The following is a 14954-nucleotide window of genomic DNA, read 5'->3' as shown; positions in this document are numbered from 1 at the left end:
CCCGCAAAATCCTGCACAGTCTGCCCTGAATCAGTAAGGGCGAAAATCATGAAACGACTCATTGTAGGGATCAGCGGTGCCAGCGGTGCCATTTACGGCGTCCGTTTGCTGCAGGTGCTGCGCGACGTAGTAAACGTAGAAACCCATCTGGTGATGAGCCAGGCGGCGCGTCAGACCCTTTCCCTCGAAACCGATTTCTCTCTGCGTGATGTTCAGGCGCTGGCGGATGTCGTTCACGATGCGCGTGATATCGCCGCCAGCATCTCCTCCGGCTCGTTCAAAACGGCGGGCATGGTGATTCTGCCTTGTTCGATCAAAACGCTCTCCGGCATTGTGAACAGCTATACCGACACCCTGGTGACGCGCGCGGCGGATGTTGTGCTGAAAGAGCGTCGCCCGCTGGTACTGTGCGTGCGCGAAACGCCGCTGCACCTGGGGCATCTGCGTTTAATGACCCAGGCCGCCGAGCTGGGCGCGGTGATCATGCCGCCGGTGCCGGCGTTCTATCACTGTCCGAAAACGCTGGATGATGTGATTAATCAAACGGTCAATCGTGTTCTTGATCAGTTTGATATTGACCTGCCTGAAGATCTCTTCACACGCTGGCAGGGGGCGTAATTCTGTGCACTACCGGTGTGCATGAAAAGAGATGTTGCCCTGTTTCAGGGCAAAACTGCAACCGCGATCATATCCTCGACATTTAATTCGTTTTTTCCCTTTTTCTCTCTCCGGTTCGTTCGGCAGACCTGCTATCTTTCACCATTAAGGCAATATCGCAACGTTTTATTAACATATTTAACGTCGAAATTTTGACCAGACGGCAATGTGGCATAAGACCTGCAAGAGAAGCCTGCAACACAACACACAACACAAACCATAATAAAATCACGGTACTTGAGGGTAAATGTATGAAGAAGACGGTTCTGGCTCTGTCTTTGCTCGTGGGATTAAGTGCAGCAGCAGGTAGCTACGCAGCGCTTCCACAGACTGTACGTATCGGTACAGACGCAACCTACGCGCCATTCTCTTCCAAGGATGCGAAAGGCGATTTTGTTGGGTTTGATATCGATCTGGGAAATGAAATGTGCAAACGCATTGCGGTGAAATGCACATGGGTGGGTAGCGACTTCGATGCGTTAATCCCGTCGCTGAAAGCCAAGAAAATTGATGCCATTATCTCCTCTCTCTCCATCACTGAAAAACGTCAGCAGGAGATTGCCTTCTCTGACAAACTTTACGCTGCGGATTCACGTCTGATTGCCGCCAAAGGCTCCCCGATCCAGCCGACCATCGACTCGCTGAAAGGCAAGCATGTGGGCGTACTTCAGGGTTCTACCCAGGAGGGCTACGCCAATGCTAACTGGCGTGAGAAGGGCGTTGATGTGGTGGCCTATCAGAACCAGGATCTGATTTACTCCGACCTTGCAGCAGGACGCCTGGATGCAGCATTCCAGGATGAAGTCGCCGCGAGCGAAGGCTTCCTGAAACAGCCTGCGGGTAAAGACTTCGCCTTTGCTGGCCCGTCCGTGAAAGATAAAAAATACTTTGGCGACGGCACCGGCATTGGCCTGCGTAAAGACGACACCGAGCTGAAAGCTGCCTTCGACAAAGCCTTTGCTGAGCTGCGTAAAGACGGCACCTACGACAAACTGGCGAAGAAATATTTTGACTTCAACGTCTACGGTGATTAATGCCTGACGGCAATGCTTCATTCTGGTGCATTGCAGGTGTGAATGATCCAATATGGTGCAGTTTGTGCACTGTATTGGATCGCTGTGTGCATAGTTAAGCACTAATAATGCAAAAAATACCGTCTGGAAGGCATTAATCTTTGCCTGGCAGAGGGGATTAATGGCACATTAACCACACCCCGTCGTCGTAAAAATCCCGTATGAAGACAGTCTGTTGAGGATAGATATGAAAAAACTGGTGTTGTCACTTTCTCTGGTTCTGGCCTTTTCCAGCGCCACCGCGGCATTCGCAGCGATTCCGCAGAAAATCCGTATTGGTACTGACCCAACCTATGCCCCGTTCGAATCGAAGAATGCGAAGGGGGAGCTGGTGGGTTTTGACATCGATCTGGCCAACGAGCTATGCAAACGTATTAAAGTACAATGTACCTACGTTGAGAACCCGCTGGATGCGCTGATCCCGTCGCTGAAAGCGAAAAAAATCGACGTGATTATGTCCTCTCTTTCCATCACCGAAAAACGTCAGCAGGAGATTGCCTTCACCGACAAACTCTACGCAGCGGATTCTCGCCTGGTGGTGGCAAACTCCTCTGACATTCAGCCAACGATTGAATCTCTGAAAGGCAAACGCGTGGGCGTGTTGCAGGGCACCACGCAGGAAACCTACGGTAACGAGCACTGGGCACCGAAGGGGATTGAAATTGTCTCCTATCAGGGCCAGGAAAACATCTACGCTGACCTGACGGCAGGCCGTATTGATGCCGCATTCCAGGATGAAGTCGCGGCAAGCGAAGGCTTCCTGAAGCAGCCAGTGGGTAAAGATTACAAGTTCGGCGGTCCGTCCATTAAGGACGAGAAACTCTTTGGCGTCGGCACCGGTATGGGGCTGCGTAAAGAAGACAACGAACTGCGCGAGGCGCTGAATAAAGCGTTTGCTGAAATGCGCGCAGACGGCACCTACGACAAGCTGGCGAAAAAATACTTCGATTTTAATGTTTACGGTGGCTAATTGCCCCGTCAGATAACGTGCGGCCCCTCCCGCAGCGGGAGGGGAAAAGACACGGTTCTACCACTCACGACACGACAGGGCACGCGGTATGTTGTACGGATTTTCTGGCGTTATTTTTCAAGGCGCGCTTGTCACCCTTGAGCTGGCTATTAGCTCCGTGGTACTGGCGGTGCTGATAGGCCTGGCGGGCGCGGGGGCGAAGCTGTCGGCCAATAAACCGCTGGCGCTCATTTTTGAAGGCTATACCACGCTGATTCGCGGTGTTCCTGACCTGGTGCTGATGCTGCTGATTTTCTACGGTCTGCAGATTGCGCTAAATAGCGTGACGGATGCCATCGGTATGGGGCAAATCGATATCGATCCGATGGTGGCCGGTATTATCACCCTCGGTTTTATCTACGGCGCATACTTCACTGAAACCTTCCGCGGCGCGTATATGGCGGTGCCGAAGGGGCACATTGAAGCGGCGACCGCCTTCGGGTTTACCTCTTCCCAGACCTTTCGCCGGATCATGTTCCCGGCCATGATGCGCTACGCGCTGCCGGGCATCGGCAACAACTGGCAGGTTATCCTCAAAGCCACGGCGCTGGTCTCGCTGCTCGGCCTGGAAGATGTGGTGAAAGCGACTCAGCTGGCGGGTAAAAGTACGTGGGAGCCGTTCTACTTTGCGGTGGTGTGTGGCGTGATTTATCTGGTCTTTACGACCGTCTCCAATGGTGTGCTGCTTCTGCTCGAACGTCGCTACTCCGTGGGTGTGAAGAGGGCTGACCTGTGATTGAGATTATTCAGGAATACTGGAAATCGCTGCTGTGGACAGATGGCTACCGCTTTACCGGCGTGGCGATTACGCTCTGGCTGTTGATTTCGTCTGTGGTGATGGGCGGCATTCTGGCGGTGTTTCTCGCCATCGGCCGCGTGTCGAACAATAAATTTATCCAGTTCCCGATCTGGCTGTTTACCTATGTATTTCGCGGGACGCCGCTGTACGTGCAACTGCTGGTGTTCTATTCAGGGATGTATACGCTGGAGATTGTGAAAGGCACCGAGATGCTGAACGCCTTCTTCCGCAGCGGCCTCAACTGTACGGTGCTGGCGTTGACGCTCAACACCTGCGCCTACACCACTGAAATTTTTGCCGGGGCGATTCGCTCCGTACCTTACGGTGAAATCGAAGCGGCGCGTGCGTATGGCTTCTCGTCCATGAAGCTCTATCGCTGCATCATCCTGCCGTCGGCGCTGCGTATCGCGCTGCCTGCCTACAGCAACGAAGTGATTTTAATGTTGCACTCCACCGCGCTGGCGTTTACCGCGACGGTGCCGGACCTGCTGAAGATCGCCCGCGATATTAACTCCGCGACCTACCAGCCGTTTACCGCCTTTGGCATTGCGGCAGTGCTCTATTTGATTATCTCTTATGTTCTGATTAGCCTGTTCCGTAAGGCTGAAAAACGCTGGTTGCAGCATATAAAACCTTCGACGCACTGAGACTGATGATGGCTGAGAACAAATTAAACGTAATTGATTTGCACAAACGCTACGGCGAACATGAAGTGCTGAAAGGGGTGTCGCTGCAGGCTAATGCGGGCGATGTGATCAGTATTATCGGCTCATCCGGCTCCGGTAAAAGTACCTTCCTGCGCTGCATTAACTTCCTCGAAAAACCGAGTGAAGGCTCGATTGTGGTGAGCGGGCAGAATATCAATCTGGTGCGTGACAAAGACGGCCAGTTGAAGGTGGCAGATAAGAATCAACTCCGCCTGCTGCGCACGCGCCTGACGATGGTGTTCCAGCACTTCAACCTCTGGAGCCACATGACGGTGCTGGAGAATGTGATGGAAGCGCCGATTCAGGTGCTGGGCTTAAGCAAGCAGGAAGCCCGCGAGCGTGCGGTGAAATACCTGGCGAAAGTGGGTATTGATGAGCGCCAGCAGATTAAATATCCGGTGCATCTCTCCGGTGGTCAGCAGCAGCGTGTCTCCATCGCCCGCGCGCTGGCGATGGAACCGGAGGTGCTGCTGTTCGATGAACCGACCTCCGCGCTCGATCCAGAACTCGTCGGCGAAGTGCTGCGCATCATGCAGAAGCTGGCCGAAGAGGGCAAAACGATGGTGGTGGTGACGCACGAGATGGGCTTTGCTCGCAACGTTTCGAACCACGTTATCTTCCTGCATCAGGGAATAATCGAAGAGCAGGGGCATCCGGACGAGGTGCTGGCAAACCCGCAAAGCCCACGTTTGCAGCAGTTCCTGAAAGGCTCGTTGAAGTAAGAGGGCATCAGGTCGCAGTGCAGCCCAATCGCCCGGTGGCGCTTCGCTTACCGGGCCTGCAAAACCGTAGGCCGGGCAAACGCAGTGCCGCCCGGCATTCAGGCCGCACCGCACTCCAGCCGATACACCCAGTCGTCATAGCGCACGCTGTCAATTTCATACGCCTTTTCCAGCACCTGCGTGCGCACAAATCCCGCTTTCTCCAGCACCCGCACTGACCCGCCGTTATCCGCCAGCACATAGGCGTTAATCGCCTTCACGCCCGTCTGATTAAACGCGTAATCGCACACCGCACGCAGCGCCTCGCTGGCAATACCTTTCCCCTGCGCCGCGGGCACAACCGTGTAGCCGATATCCGCCTCTTCACGATTCTCCTGGCTGATTTGCAGGCCGATATCGCCGAGCGGCGTATCGTCATCCCGAAAGCGGATCACGAAGATATGCTCCGCCATTAGTCGTGCGGCAAACACGCGTCGGGTCTCTTTTTCGGGAGCAATCGCGGCCATATAGCGCATGATGTCGCGGTTTTCGCGCAGCGAGCGGAAAAACGCCCAGTCAGAGGGTTCAAATGGAGTAAGGTGAAGCCGGGGAGTGGTGATTGTTGCCATCATTACGCCATTTCATCGGGACATGGCGTATGACTGTAACATATTCACCGCACCACATCCCCCAGCGCCTCTTCTAAGTCATACCAGCGGAACGCAAACCCGGATGCTTCTAATCTTTTCGGTAGCGCGCGCTGGCCACCCAGCACCAGCACCGACGATTCCCCCATTAACAGCCGAATTGCGGTGGCCGGCACACGCAGCACCGCCGGGCGATGCAGGGCATGCCCCAGCGCATGGGCGAACTGCTCATTACGCACCGGGTAAGGGGAGACCATATTAAACGGCCCGCGAAGATCGTTATCCAGCAGCCAGATAATACCGTTCACCATATCGTCGATATGAATCCAGGCCAGATACTGACGACCATTGCCGATTGGGCCACCGAGACCGAGCTTAAAGGGAGGAAGCATTTTCGCCAGAATACCGCCTTTCGGCGCGAGCACGACGCCGGTTCGCAGCAGGCAGACGCGGGTGTTGTCGCTCTGCGCGGCACAGGCGATGCGCTCCCACTGGGCGCAGAGTTTATGGGTAAATTCGTTGTGCGGTGGCTCTTCTTCCGTTACCACCACTTCGCCGAGATCGCCGTAATAGCCCGCAGCCGAGCCTGAAATCAGCACCGACGGCGGCGTCTGGCTGTTGCGGATAAGCTCAACCAGCTTCTCGGTGATGTTCCACCGGCTGCTGCACAAACGCTGCTTTTGCTCTTCGGTCCAGCGCTTATCGGCGATCGGTTCGCCTGCAAGGTTGATAACGGCGTCGAAGCCGTCCAGATTCTGCCGTTCCGCCAGCCCTTTCCAGATATCAACGCCGGTTCCCAGCACCTGTCGGGCTTTCTCCGGGCTGCGCGTGACCACGGTGATATCGTGATGGAGTTCTTGCAGGCGAGGAATGAGATGGCGTCCGATCAGGCCCGTACCGCCGGTCAGCAGAATCTTCATACAACCTCCAGGTTTACGCCTGGCGCTGCCAGCTTAACGTCATGGAGACGGAGTCGGCGTAACGCAGGGCGTGAAGTTTATCGATCTCTACTTCAGCATATGTGACCCAGTGATGTTCGCGTGCGATATCGAGCACATCCTGAGTTAATTTTTCCAGTAAAGAGAAACGGTTGTTCTCAACGTACTGGATGATGCTTTTGGTAATGGTGCGATAGTTCAGCGCGTCATTGATATCCTCACTGGCGCGCGCCTTGTCTGCCGGGTAGTGGATCACCACATTAATAACGATATCCTGACGGTTGGCGATCTCTTCGTCTTTGATACCAATGAACGTGCGTAAGCGTAAGTTTTTTATACGAATAATAGCGTCATGCTGCGACATTGCAGGTCTTCTCCGTGTCAGTATTTCCTCCTCATAATACATGAGAGCATCACGTGCGCCCAACCGGACGCAGGCTTAAATCTCCTGGATTTTTTGCATGGCGCGTTCGGTAGCCGGACGGGTGCGAATACGCTCAAACCAGTTGTTTACCGCCGGGTAAGCGGCTAAATCGATACGGTGACGTTCGTGGGTATTCACCCAGGGCCAGCAGGCAATATCGGCAATGCTGTAATGTTCTCCTCCGAGCCACGGAGACTTCTCCAGACGCCGGTTCAGCACGCCGTAAAGCCGCTGCGTCTCCACCTGAAAACGTTCGATAGCGTAAGGGATCGGCTGAGGCGCATAGCCGGTGAAATGGTGATTTTGCCCCAGCATAGGACCGAGACCACTCGACTGCCAGAATAACCATTGCAGCGTGTGGTGGCGCTCCCGCAGTTCTCCACTTAACAATTTGCCGGTTTTCTCTGCCAGGTAGAGCAAAATCTCACCGGATTCAAACAGGCTGAGCGGTCTGCCGCCATCAGCGGGGAGATTATCGATAATGGCCGGAATTTTATTGTTAGGCGAAATGGCCAGAAAAACAGGTCTGAACTGATCGCCTTTACTGATATCCACGCGAATAATCCGGTACTCCAGTTCAGCCTCTTCCAGAAAGAGAGTGATCTTATGGCCGTTAGGGGTAGGGGCATAATAGAGGTCTATCATTCGCAACTCCTGTCAGTGCAAATAGTGATGCCATGAAAAATCAGTATAGGTGCTTGTTGTAAATCGTGAGTTTTCATCAAGTGACAGCGAGGCAAAGAGATTATATGTTGAGTGAAAACCGATCAGCCGAAGAGGATGTTATGAGCCAGCCAGCTATCACGTTATGGTCCGATGCGAACTTCTTTTCACCCTATGTTATGAGCGCTTATGTGGCGCTGGCCGAAAAAGGGCTTTCATTTGCCCTGAAAACCGTTGACCTGGACAACGGCGAACATTTGAAACCCCAATGGCAGGGCTATGCCCTGACCCGACGCGTGCCGGTGCTGGAAATTGACGGTTTTGAGCTGAGCGAATCCTCGGCGATCGATGAGTATCTTGAAGATCGCTTTGCCCCGCCAGAGTGGGAACGCATCTACCCTCACGATCTGCAAAAACGTGCGCGCGCGCGTCAGATCCAGGCATGGCTGCGCAGCGATCTGGTGCCGATTCGCGTTGAACGCTCTACCGATGTCGTTTTTGCAGGGATCAAAAAACCAGCCCTGAGTGAAGAGGGTCTGGCGAGTGCTCAGAAGCTGATTGAAACTGCTTCAGCATTGCTGGCACACGGGAACCCGAACCTGTTTGGCGAGTGGTGTATTGCTGACGCCGATCTGGCATTGATGCTAAACCGCCTTATCCTTAATGGCGATGCCGTACCGCCGTTGCTGGTGGATTATGCCACCTTCCAGTGGCAACGCGCGTCGGTGCAGCGTTATGTGGCACTCTCAGCTAAGCGCGCGGGCTGATAAGCGCGGACGCTTCAGGTATGATAAGGGCAGTCTGTTTTCCCGAGGAGTGACTGATGAAACTGATGTTTGCGTCGGATATCCATGGATCGCTGCCCGCTACCGAGCGTGTTCTTTCTCTTTTTGCTCAAAGCGGGGCGCAGTGGCTGGTGATACTGGGGGATGTGTTAAATCATGGCCCACGAAATGCCTTGCCGGAAGGCTACGCGCCCGCGCAGGTGGCGGAAAAACTCAATCAGTCTGCCTCACGCATTATCGCCGTTCGCGGCAACTGCGACAGCGAGGTGGACCAGATGCTGCTCCATTTCCCGATAACCGCCCCCTGGCAACAGGTATTGCTGGAAAAATGCCGTCTGTTTTTAACTCATGGTCATCTTTTTAGCCCGGATAACCTTCCAGCGCTGGCTGCTGGCGATGTCCTGGTTTACGGTCATACTCATATTCCGGTGGCAGAAAAACGCGGCGAGATTTATCACTATAATCCCGGCTCGGTCAGTATCCCGAAAGGCGGATATCCGGCAAGCTACGGTATGCTTGATGAGAATACCTTAAGCGTTATCGCACTTAATGATCAGCAAGTTATTGCGCAGGTAGTGATTAATCCGTAAGTTACACCTCAACTGCAAACGCGCCGAAAGAGCGCTTAGACGAGAAGGTTTCCCGATGGTGGAGCAGAGTCATTTGGCAAGTACAGAGTGGGTTGACATTGTCAGCGAAGAGAATGAAGTGATCGCGCAGGCCAGCCGCGAACAAATGCGTGCGGAGCGTCTGCGTCACCGTGCAACGTACATCGTTGTGCATGATGGCATGGGCAAAATTCTGGTCCAGCGCCGCACGGACACCAAAGATTTTCTCCCCGGTATGCTGGATGCCACTGCAGGTGGCGTTGTTCAGGCGGATGAAGTGCTGCTGGATTCCGCGCGTCGTGAAGCGGAAGAAGAGTTAGGCATTGCCGGAGTCCCGTTTGCCGAGCACGGTCAGTTCTATTTCGAAGATGAGCACTGCCGCGTCTGGGGCGGACTGTTCAGCTGCGTTTCCCACGGGCCTTTCGCCCTGCAGGAAGAGGAAGTGAGTGAAGTGAGCTGGATGACGCCGGAAGAGATTACCGCGCGTTGCGACGAGTTCACACCGGACTCGCTGAAAGCGCTGGCGCTGTGGATGACCCGCAACGCCAAAAATGAATCCGCTAAGCCGGAAAATAAACCGGAAAAAGAAGAAGAGGCTGAATAAGCCTCAACAACTCTCCCGTAAGCACAGGCTGGACGCGATAGGTTTATGATCGCGCCAGTCTCCGTCATTGAGGCGTTCCAGTAACGCTTTTCCTGCTTCAATCCCAATCTTACGGTGCGGCACCGCCATCGTCGTCAGCGGCGGCTGGCAGACGCGGCTGACATCGCTGTTGCCAAACCCAACCACCGCAAGATCGTCCGGCACTTTAATGCGCCGACGCTGGCACTCATACAACGCGCCACAGGCCAGTTCGTCCGAGACGCACACCAGCGCATCCAGCTCCGGCCACGCCAGCAGAAATTCCGGCAACTGCGCCGCGCCGGTAGAAAAGTTCGGCGGCATGGCGGCGTTTATCACTCTGTTTGGCGACATATGGTGGCGGAGCATGGCTTTGTACCAGCCCTGCAAATGTTGCTGGAAAATCCACTGCTCCTGGTTGGCGCACAGCAGGCCGATATTCTGGTAACCGCGCTGGATCACCATCTCCGTCAGTTCATACATGGCCGCGACGTTATCAATCCCGATATTCATATCAATCGGATCGGCGCGCATGGCTCCCATCTCCATCACCGGGATGGAGGCATTTTTCAGCCAGTGGCGCACCGTGTCAGTATGCTCAACGCTGAGCAAAATCGCTGCGGCGATATTCGACGCCAGCAGGGTTTCCAGCAATTTCTCTTCTTGTTCAAGACGATGCTGGGATTCTGCCAGCATAATCTGGTATCCGGCAGGCTGCAGTATCTGCTGTAACCCCGCGAACATTTCCGAGCAACCGGCTTCGGAAAGATTGGGTACAACCATAGCAATCGTCCATGAAGAGGCCGATGCCAGTGCGCTGGCAGCGAGGTTGGGCATGTACCCCAGCTCCTGCACAGCGGCTTCAATTTTTTCACGCAGTTTATCGGAAACTTGCTCCGGCGTGCGGAGTGCTCGGGACACGGTCATCGTGCCCACACCGGCGAGCTGTGCGACATCGGCGAGTGTCACTTTGCCGGTACTGCGCCGTTTTCGGGTTAGAGACATACACCTTCCTGCTGACCAGACGCGTTCTTATTATCATCCTTCGCTTCACGTGATTGGCAGTATACGCCTTAAATCCCTTTTTTTGCTGTGATTTCGCACCACGATACTAATTTGATAGCGCTATCACACTTCTGAATGTTAGAAGTTGGTAGCGCTATCTTTGTGATCCTGATCGCAGTCAATCATTGATGCGTTGAATAAAGTTTGCTCATCTTTTGCGTTATGCCGGGAGTGTAAAATGCTCAAAAAGTGGATATATGATACAACCATCACCCTGCAGGATAGCGTAGAGAGTTGGCCCCAGGCGCTGGAACTGTGTGCAAAACCGTTGCTGGATCTGCAGGTGATTTCGCCGGAATACGTTACGGCTATCATCGAACAGCACCGCACCTTAGGGCCGTATTACGTGCTGGCACCAGGGCTGGCGATGCCGCATGCGCGGCCGGAAGAGGGGGCAAAAGGACTCGGGCTGTCATTATTAAAACTGAAACAGGGCGTCTCTTTTGATGCCGGAGAATTCGATCCCGTCGATGTCATTGTGATGCTGGCAGCACCGGATAAACATAGCCATATCGAAATGATCTCCGCGCTCGCTGAGTTATTTTCCAGCGACGATGATATGGCCGAATTACGTCAGGCGAACACGCTGGAGGAGATAAAAACAATTATCGACCGCTTCTGATTTAATTATTTAATCCGATTAACCACAACATTACGCGCAGGCGTGATGGGACGTACTCTACTCATAAAAGGGGATAACAATGAAAATCATGGCTATTTGCGGTTCTGGCCTTGGCAGTAGTTTTATGGTCGAAATGAATATTAAAAAGGTGCTTAAAAAACTGGAGATTGAAGCCGAGGTAGAACACTCCGATCTCTCGTCTGCCACGCCTGGTGCGGCCGATCTGTTCGTGATGGCAAAAGACATTGCGGCCAGCGCCAGCGTGCCGGAAAGCCAGCTGGTGGTGATCAACAACATCATCGACATCAACGAACTCGAAGCGCAACTGCGCGCCTGGTTCGAAAGACTTTAACCCTGATTAGGCGAGGTGGATATGTTTATCCTTGAAACGCTGAATTTCGTTGTTGATATTTTAAAAGTCCCTTCGGTACTGGTGGGTTTAATTGCCTTAATTGGCCTGGTTGCACAGAAAAAAGCATTTTCTGACGTGGTGAAAGGCACCATTAAAACCATCCTCGGTTTTATTGTGCTTGGCGGTGGTGCCACCGTGCTGGTGGGGTCATTAAATCCGTTAGGCGGTATGTTCGAACACGCCTTTAATATCCAGGGCATTATTCCAAACAATGAAGCAATTGTTTCGATTGCGCTGGAAAAATACGGTGCCTCGACTGCGTTGATTATGGCCTTCGGTATGGTGGCGAATATTATCGTCGCCCGCTTTACCCGCCTGAAATACATCTTCCTGACCGGGCATCACACCTTCTATATGGCGTGCATGATTGGCGTGATCCTGACGGTGGCGGGCTTTGAGGGCGTGGGGCTGGTCTTTACCGGCTCACTGATCCTCGGTCTGGTAATGGCCTTCTTCCCGGCGATTGCGCAGCGTTATATGAAGCGCATTACCGGTAACGACGATATCGCTTTTGGCCACTTCGGGACGCTGGGCTACGTGCTGTCTGGCTGGATCGGCAGCAAGTGCGGCAAAGGTTCACGCTCAACCGAAGAGATGAACCTGCCGAAGAACCTGAGCTTCCTGCGCGACAGCTCTATCTCCATCTCCCTGACCATGATGATTATCTACCTGATCATGGCGGTGAGTGCGGGGCGTGAATATGTCGAAGCGACCTTCAGCGGCGGCCAAAACTACCTGGTGTACGCCATTATCATGGCGATCACCTTCGCGGCGGGCGTGTTCATCATCCTGCAGGGCGTGCGCCTGATTCTGGCAGAAATCGTCCCGGCCTTTACCGGCTTCTCGGAAAAACTGGTGCCAAACGCGCGCCCTGCGCTGGACTGCCCGGTGGTTTACCCGTATGCGCCAAACGCGGTGCTGATTGGTTTTCTGTTCAGCTTCCTCGGCGGGCTGGTCGGGCTGTTCATCTGCGGTCAGTTCAGTTGGGTGCTGATCCTGCCAGGCGTCGTACCGCACTTCTTTACCGGTGCGACGGCGGGGGTGTTCGGTAACGCCACCGGCGGCCGTCGCGGGGCGATGATCGGCGCGTTTGCCAACGGCCTGTTGATCACCTTCCTGCCCGTTCTGCTGTTGCCTGTGCTTGGCGCAATTGGATTTGCTAACACCACCTTCTCGGACGCCGACTTCGGCGCGGTCGGGATTGTGCTGGGCAACCTGGCGCGCTTCCTGTCACCGCTTGCCATTACCGGCCTTGTTGTTGCGTTGTTCGCGCTGCTGGTGGCGTACAACGTGTTCGCTAAAAACAAATCTGCGGGCGGTAGCGCGCAGGAAAACACCGGAGCCAAATCATGAATGAGAATGAGATAACCGAACTGGCGCGCCAGATCCGCCTCGAGACGCTGAAATCACTGACGCAACTGGGCTTTGGCCACTATGGCGGCAGTATGTCAGTCGTCGAAACGCTGGCGGTACTGTACGGCGCAGTAATGAAAATCGACCCGGCTGATCCGGACTGGCCAGAGCGTGATTACTTTGTGCTGTCGAAAGGACATGCAGGCCCGGCGCTTTACAGCACGCTGGCGATTAAAGGTTACTTCCCGACGGAAGAGTTGAGCACCCTCAACCAGAACGGCACGCGTCTGCCAAGCCATCCTGACCGCCTGAAAACGCGCGGCGTGGATGCCACCACCGGCTCGCTGGGACAAGGGATCTCCATTGCGAGCGGCATGGCGCTGTCGCACAAGCTGGCAGGAAGACCAAACCGGGTGTTTTGCATCGTGGGTGACGGCGAACTGAACGAAGGCCAGTGCTGGGAAGCGTTCCAGTTTATTGCTCACCATCGTCTGAACAACCTGACGGTGCTCGTCGACTGGAACAAACAGCAGCTCGACGGTGAACTGGACGAGATCATCTGCGCGTTCGACCTGGAAGGAAAATTCCGCGCCTTTGGTTTTGACGTGGTGACGGTGAAGGGGGACGACATCCCGGCGCTGCTGGAGGTGACGTCGCCGGTGCCTGCGGCAGATGCCCGTCCGCGGGTGGTGATCCTCGACAGCATTAAAGGCCAGGGTGTGCCGTATCTGGAGCAACTCAGTAATTCACACCACCTGCGTTTGACAGAGGAGAGCAAAGCGGCACTCAACGAGACGATTCGCCAACTGGAGGCTACACATGATTAAGGTTGCACCTGCAGGACAAAAAGATACCGTTGAGATGCGCAAAGTCTACGCGGGTTTCGTGGCAAAGCAGATCGAGGCCGGTAGCGAGATTATTGCTCTCGAAGCGGATCTGATGAGCTCAATGGCGATGGACGGCGTGGCGCGTGATTATCCGCAGCACGTCATCAACTGCGGCATTATGGAGGCGAACGTGATTGGCACGGCGGCGGGATTGTCGCTCACCGGGCGCAAACCGTTCGTCCATACCTTTACCGCTTTTGCCAGCCGCCGCTGTTTCGACCAGTTGTTTATGTCCCTGGACTACCAGCGCAACAATGTAAAGGTGATTGCCTCGGATGCGGGCGTTACGGCCTGTCACAACGGCGGCACGCATATGTCGTTTGAGGATATGGGCATTGTGCGCGGTCTGGCGCATTCGGTGGTGCTGGAGGTGACCGACGCGGTGATGTTTGAAGATGTGCTGCGCCAGCTTATCGATCTTGAAGGTTTCTACTGGGTGCGTACCATCCGTAAGCAGGCACCGAGCATTTATGCGCCGGGCTCCACGTTTACCATCGGTAAAGGTAACGTGCTGCGCGAAGGGAGTGATATTACCCTGATTGCCAACGGCATTATGGTGGCGGAAGCACTCGAAGCGGCGCGTCAACTGGAGCAGGAAGGGGTAAGCGCGGCGGTGATTGACATGTTCACCCTGAAGCCGATCGACCGGATGCTGGTGAAAAACTACGCCGAGAAAACCGGGCGCATCGTGACCTGTGAAAACCACAGTATCCACAACGGCCTGGGGTCAGCGGTGGCGGAAGTGCTGGTGGAAACCTGTCCGGTGCCGATGCGTCGGGTTGGCGTGAAAGAACGTTACGGCCAGGTGGGTACGCAGGACTTCCTGCAGAAGGAGTATGGCCTGACGGCACATGACATTGTGTCGGCGGCGCGGGAGCTGCTGTAAATAAAAAAGGCGACCGTTAAGTGGTCGCCTTTTTGTTGCCCGGTGGCGCTGACGCTTACCGGGCCTGTAGGCCGGATAAGCGAAGCGCCATCCGGC

General features: G+C 54.6%; 19 protein-coding genes. 14 read left to right on the top strand and 5 right to left on the bottom strand.

Annotated features, from left to right (window positions below; all coding sequences use genetic code 11):
• Nucleotides 1-48: 48 nt before the first annotated feature.
• The 6 genes from EoCCA6_RS04940 to hisP all read left to right on the top strand — a co-directional run bounded on the left by EoCCA6_RS04940 (nucleotide 49) and on the right by hisP (nucleotide 4967).
• The gene (locus tag EoCCA6_RS04940; protein ID WP_152081731.1) at nucleotides 49-618 is read left to right on the top strand and encodes a UbiX family flavin prenyltransferase; all 570 of its coding nucleotides are present in this window, start codon (nucleotides 49-51) and stop codon (nucleotides 616-618) included.
• Between the two features lie 290 nt (nucleotides 619-908).
• Entirely contained in the window at nucleotides 909-1691 is a 783-nt protein-coding gene (gene argT, locus EoCCA6_RS04935; RefSeq protein WP_152081730.1) for a lysine/arginine/ornithine ABC transporter substrate-binding protein ArgT, read from the top strand.
• 226 nt (nucleotides 1692-1917) lie between these two features.
• Nucleotides 1918-2700: a histidine ABC transporter substrate-binding protein HisJ gene (gene hisJ / locus EoCCA6_RS04930; protein ID WP_152081729.1), complete on the top strand. Its 783-nt coding sequence runs from the start codon at nucleotides 1918-1920 to the stop codon at nucleotides 2698-2700.
• Nucleotides 2701-2788: 88 nt separating this feature from the next.
• On the top strand, nucleotides 2789-3475 hold the full coding sequence (locus EoCCA6_RS04925; RefSeq protein WP_152081728.1) for a histidine ABC transporter permease HisQ: 687 nt from the start codon (nucleotides 2789-2791) through the stop codon (nucleotides 3473-3475).
• A complete protein-coding gene (locus tag EoCCA6_RS04920; protein WP_152081727.1) occupies nucleotides 3472-4185 on the top strand; it encodes an ABC transporter permease in 714 nt (237 codons plus the stop codon). The genes EoCCA6_RS04925 and EoCCA6_RS04920 overlap by 4 nt, the downstream gene beginning before the upstream one ends.
• Nucleotides 4186-4193: 8 nt before the next feature.
• Entirely contained in the window at nucleotides 4194-4967 is a 774-nt protein-coding gene (gene hisP / locus EoCCA6_RS04915) for a histidine ABC transporter ATP-binding protein HisP (RefSeq protein WP_152081726.1), read from the top strand.
• 98 nt (nucleotides 4968-5065) lie between these two features.
• On the opposite strand, the gene EoCCA6_RS04910 is transcribed toward hisP, so the two are convergent.
• The 4 genes from EoCCA6_RS04910 to yfcG form a co-directional block, all read right to left on the bottom strand.
• A complete protein-coding gene (locus EoCCA6_RS04910; RefSeq protein WP_152084399.1) occupies nucleotides 5066-5575 on the bottom strand; it encodes a GNAT family N-acetyltransferase in 510 nt (169 codons plus the stop codon).
• Between the two features lie 44 nt (nucleotides 5576-5619).
• On the bottom strand, nucleotides 5620-6513 hold the full coding sequence (locus EoCCA6_RS04905; protein ID WP_152081725.1) for a TIGR01777 family oxidoreductase: 894 nt from the start codon (nucleotides 6511-6513) through the stop codon (nucleotides 5620-5622).
• Nucleotides 6514-6526: 13 nt separating this feature from the next.
• A complete protein-coding gene (gene folX / locus EoCCA6_RS04900; RefSeq protein WP_152081724.1) occupies nucleotides 6527-6895 on the bottom strand; it encodes a dihydroneopterin triphosphate 2'-epimerase in 369 nt (122 codons plus the stop codon).
• A gap of 75 nt (nucleotides 6896-6970) precedes the next feature.
• A complete protein-coding gene (gene yfcG, locus EoCCA6_RS04895) occupies nucleotides 6971-7600 on the bottom strand; it encodes a GSH-dependent disulfide bond oxidoreductase (RefSeq protein WP_152081723.1) in 630 nt (209 codons plus the stop codon).
• A gap of 140 nt (nucleotides 7601-7740) precedes the next feature.
• On the opposite strand from yfcG, the gene yfcF reads away from it, so the two are divergent.
• The 3 genes from yfcF to yfcD are packed head-to-tail and all read left to right on the top strand — an operon-like array spanning nucleotide 7741 to nucleotide 9615.
• Complete coding sequence (gene yfcF, locus EoCCA6_RS04890) at nucleotides 7741-8385, top strand: glutathione transferase (protein WP_152081722.1); 645 nt, start codon at nucleotides 7741-7743, stop codon at nucleotides 8383-8385.
• Nucleotides 8386-8441: 56 nt separating this feature from the next.
• Nucleotides 8442-8993 (top strand): phosphodiesterase, encoded by a 552-nt coding sequence (gene yfcE, locus EoCCA6_RS04885; RefSeq protein ID WP_152081721.1) that lies wholly within the window; start codon nucleotides 8442-8444, stop codon nucleotides 8991-8993.
• Between the two features lie 55 nt (nucleotides 8994-9048).
• Nucleotides 9049-9615 carry an NUDIX hydrolase YfcD gene (gene yfcD, locus EoCCA6_RS04880; RefSeq protein WP_152081720.1) on the top strand — a complete coding sequence of 189 codons (567 nt, stop codon included), beginning with the start codon at nucleotides 9049-9051 and terminating at the stop codon, nucleotides 9613-9615.
• A gap of 3 nt (nucleotides 9616-9618) precedes the next feature.
• Here yfcD and EoCCA6_RS04875 read toward each other — a convergent pair whose 3' ends face one another.
• On the bottom strand, nucleotides 9619-10638 hold the full coding sequence (locus EoCCA6_RS04875; protein ID WP_152081719.1) for a LacI family DNA-binding transcriptional regulator: 1020 nt from the start codon (nucleotides 10636-10638) through the stop codon (nucleotides 9619-9621).
• A gap of 238 nt (nucleotides 10639-10876) precedes the next feature.
• Between EoCCA6_RS04875 and EoCCA6_RS04870 the strand changes: the two genes are divergently transcribed.
• The 5 genes from EoCCA6_RS04870 (at nucleotide 10877) to EoCCA6_RS04850 (ending at nucleotide 14858) form a co-directional block, all read left to right on the top strand.
• A complete protein-coding gene (locus tag EoCCA6_RS04870; protein ID WP_152081718.1) occupies nucleotides 10877-11320 on the top strand; it encodes a PTS sugar transporter subunit IIA in 444 nt (147 codons plus the stop codon).
• Between the two features lie 79 nt (nucleotides 11321-11399).
• Nucleotides 11400-11672 carry a PTS sugar transporter subunit IIB gene (locus EoCCA6_RS04865; protein ID WP_121425262.1) on the top strand — a complete coding sequence of 91 codons (273 nt, stop codon included), beginning with the start codon at nucleotides 11400-11402 and terminating at the stop codon, nucleotides 11670-11672.
• A gap of 21 nt (nucleotides 11673-11693) precedes the next feature.
• Entirely contained in the window at nucleotides 11694-13085 is a 1392-nt protein-coding gene (locus EoCCA6_RS04860) for a PTS ascorbate transporter subunit IIC (protein WP_152081717.1), read from the top strand.
• Nucleotides 13082-13912: a transketolase gene (locus EoCCA6_RS04855; protein ID WP_152081716.1), complete on the top strand. Its 831-nt coding sequence runs from the start codon at nucleotides 13082-13084 to the stop codon at nucleotides 13910-13912. The genes EoCCA6_RS04860 and EoCCA6_RS04855 overlap by 4 nt, the downstream gene beginning before the upstream one ends.
• Complete coding sequence (locus EoCCA6_RS04850; RefSeq protein WP_152081715.1) at nucleotides 13905-14858, top strand: transketolase family protein; 954 nt, start codon at nucleotides 13905-13907, stop codon at nucleotides 14856-14858. The genes EoCCA6_RS04855 and EoCCA6_RS04850 overlap by 8 nt, the downstream gene beginning before the upstream one ends.
• The last annotated feature ends 96 nt before the right edge of the window (nucleotides 14859-14954 follow it).

It is taken from the genome of Enterobacter oligotrophicus (assembly GCF_009176645.1).
GTDB classification, from domain to species: domain Bacteria; phylum Pseudomonadota; class Gammaproteobacteria; order Enterobacterales; family Enterobacteriaceae; genus Enterobacter; species Enterobacter oligotrophicus.
The sequence above is the reverse complement of the archived record's forward strand: the minus strand, read 5'-3'. Positions and strand labels throughout refer to the sequence as shown.

Coding starts and splice junctions, on each gene's coding strand:
- yfcG (WP_152081723.1), bottom strand. CDS start 7,600: ATGATAGACCTCTATTATGCCCCTACCCCTAACGGCCATAAGATCACT.
- EoCCA6_RS04860 (WP_152081717.1), top strand. CDS start 11,694: ATGTTTATCCTTGAAACGCTGAATTTCGTTGTTGATATTTTAAAAGTC.
- EoCCA6_RS04865 (WP_121425262.1), top strand. CDS start 11,400: ATGAAAATCATGGCTATTTGCGGTTCTGGCCTTGGCAGTAGTTTTATG.
- EoCCA6_RS04940 (WP_152081731.1), top strand. CDS start 49: ATGAAACGACTCATTGTAGGGATCAGCGGTGCCAGCGGTGCCATTTAC.
- EoCCA6_RS04905 (WP_152081725.1), bottom strand. CDS start 6,513: ATGAAGATTCTGCTGACCGGCGGTACGGGCCTGATCGGACGCCATCTC.
- yfcE (WP_152081721.1), top strand. CDS start 8,442: ATGAAACTGATGTTTGCGTCGGATATCCATGGATCGCTGCCCGCTACC.
- yfcF (WP_152081722.1), top strand. CDS start 7,741: ATGAGCCAGCCAGCTATCACGTTATGGTCCGATGCGAACTTCTTTTCA.
- EoCCA6_RS04870 (WP_152081718.1), top strand. CDS start 10,877: ATGCTCAAAAAGTGGATATATGATACAACCATCACCCTGCAGGATAGC.
- EoCCA6_RS04925 (WP_152081728.1), top strand. CDS start 2,789: ATGTTGTACGGATTTTCTGGCGTTATTTTTCAAGGCGCGCTTGTCACC.
- EoCCA6_RS04855 (WP_152081716.1), top strand. CDS start 13,082: ATGAATGAGAATGAGATAACCGAACTGGCGCGCCAGATCCGCCTCGAG.
- argT (WP_152081730.1), top strand. CDS start 909: ATGAAGAAGACGGTTCTGGCTCTGTCTTTGCTCGTGGGATTAAGTGCA.
- yfcD (WP_152081720.1), top strand. CDS start 9,049: ATGGTGGAGCAGAGTCATTTGGCAAGTACAGAGTGGGTTGACATTGTC.
- folX (WP_152081724.1), bottom strand. CDS start 6,895: ATGTCGCAGCATGACGCTATTATTCGTATAAAAAACTTACGCTTACGC.
- EoCCA6_RS04850 (WP_152081715.1), top strand. CDS start 13,905: ATGATTAAGGTTGCACCTGCAGGACAAAAAGATACCGTTGAGATGCGC.
- EoCCA6_RS04875 (WP_152081719.1), bottom strand. CDS start 10,638: ATGTCTCTAACCCGAAAACGGCGCAGTACCGGCAAAGTGACACTCGCC.
- EoCCA6_RS04910 (WP_152084399.1), bottom strand. CDS start 5,575: ATGGCAACAATCACCACTCCCCGGCTTCACCTTACTCCATTTGAACCC.
- hisP (WP_152081726.1), top strand. CDS start 4,194: ATGGCTGAGAACAAATTAAACGTAATTGATTTGCACAAACGCTACGGC.
- hisJ (WP_152081729.1), top strand. CDS start 1,918: ATGAAAAAACTGGTGTTGTCACTTTCTCTGGTTCTGGCCTTTTCCAGC.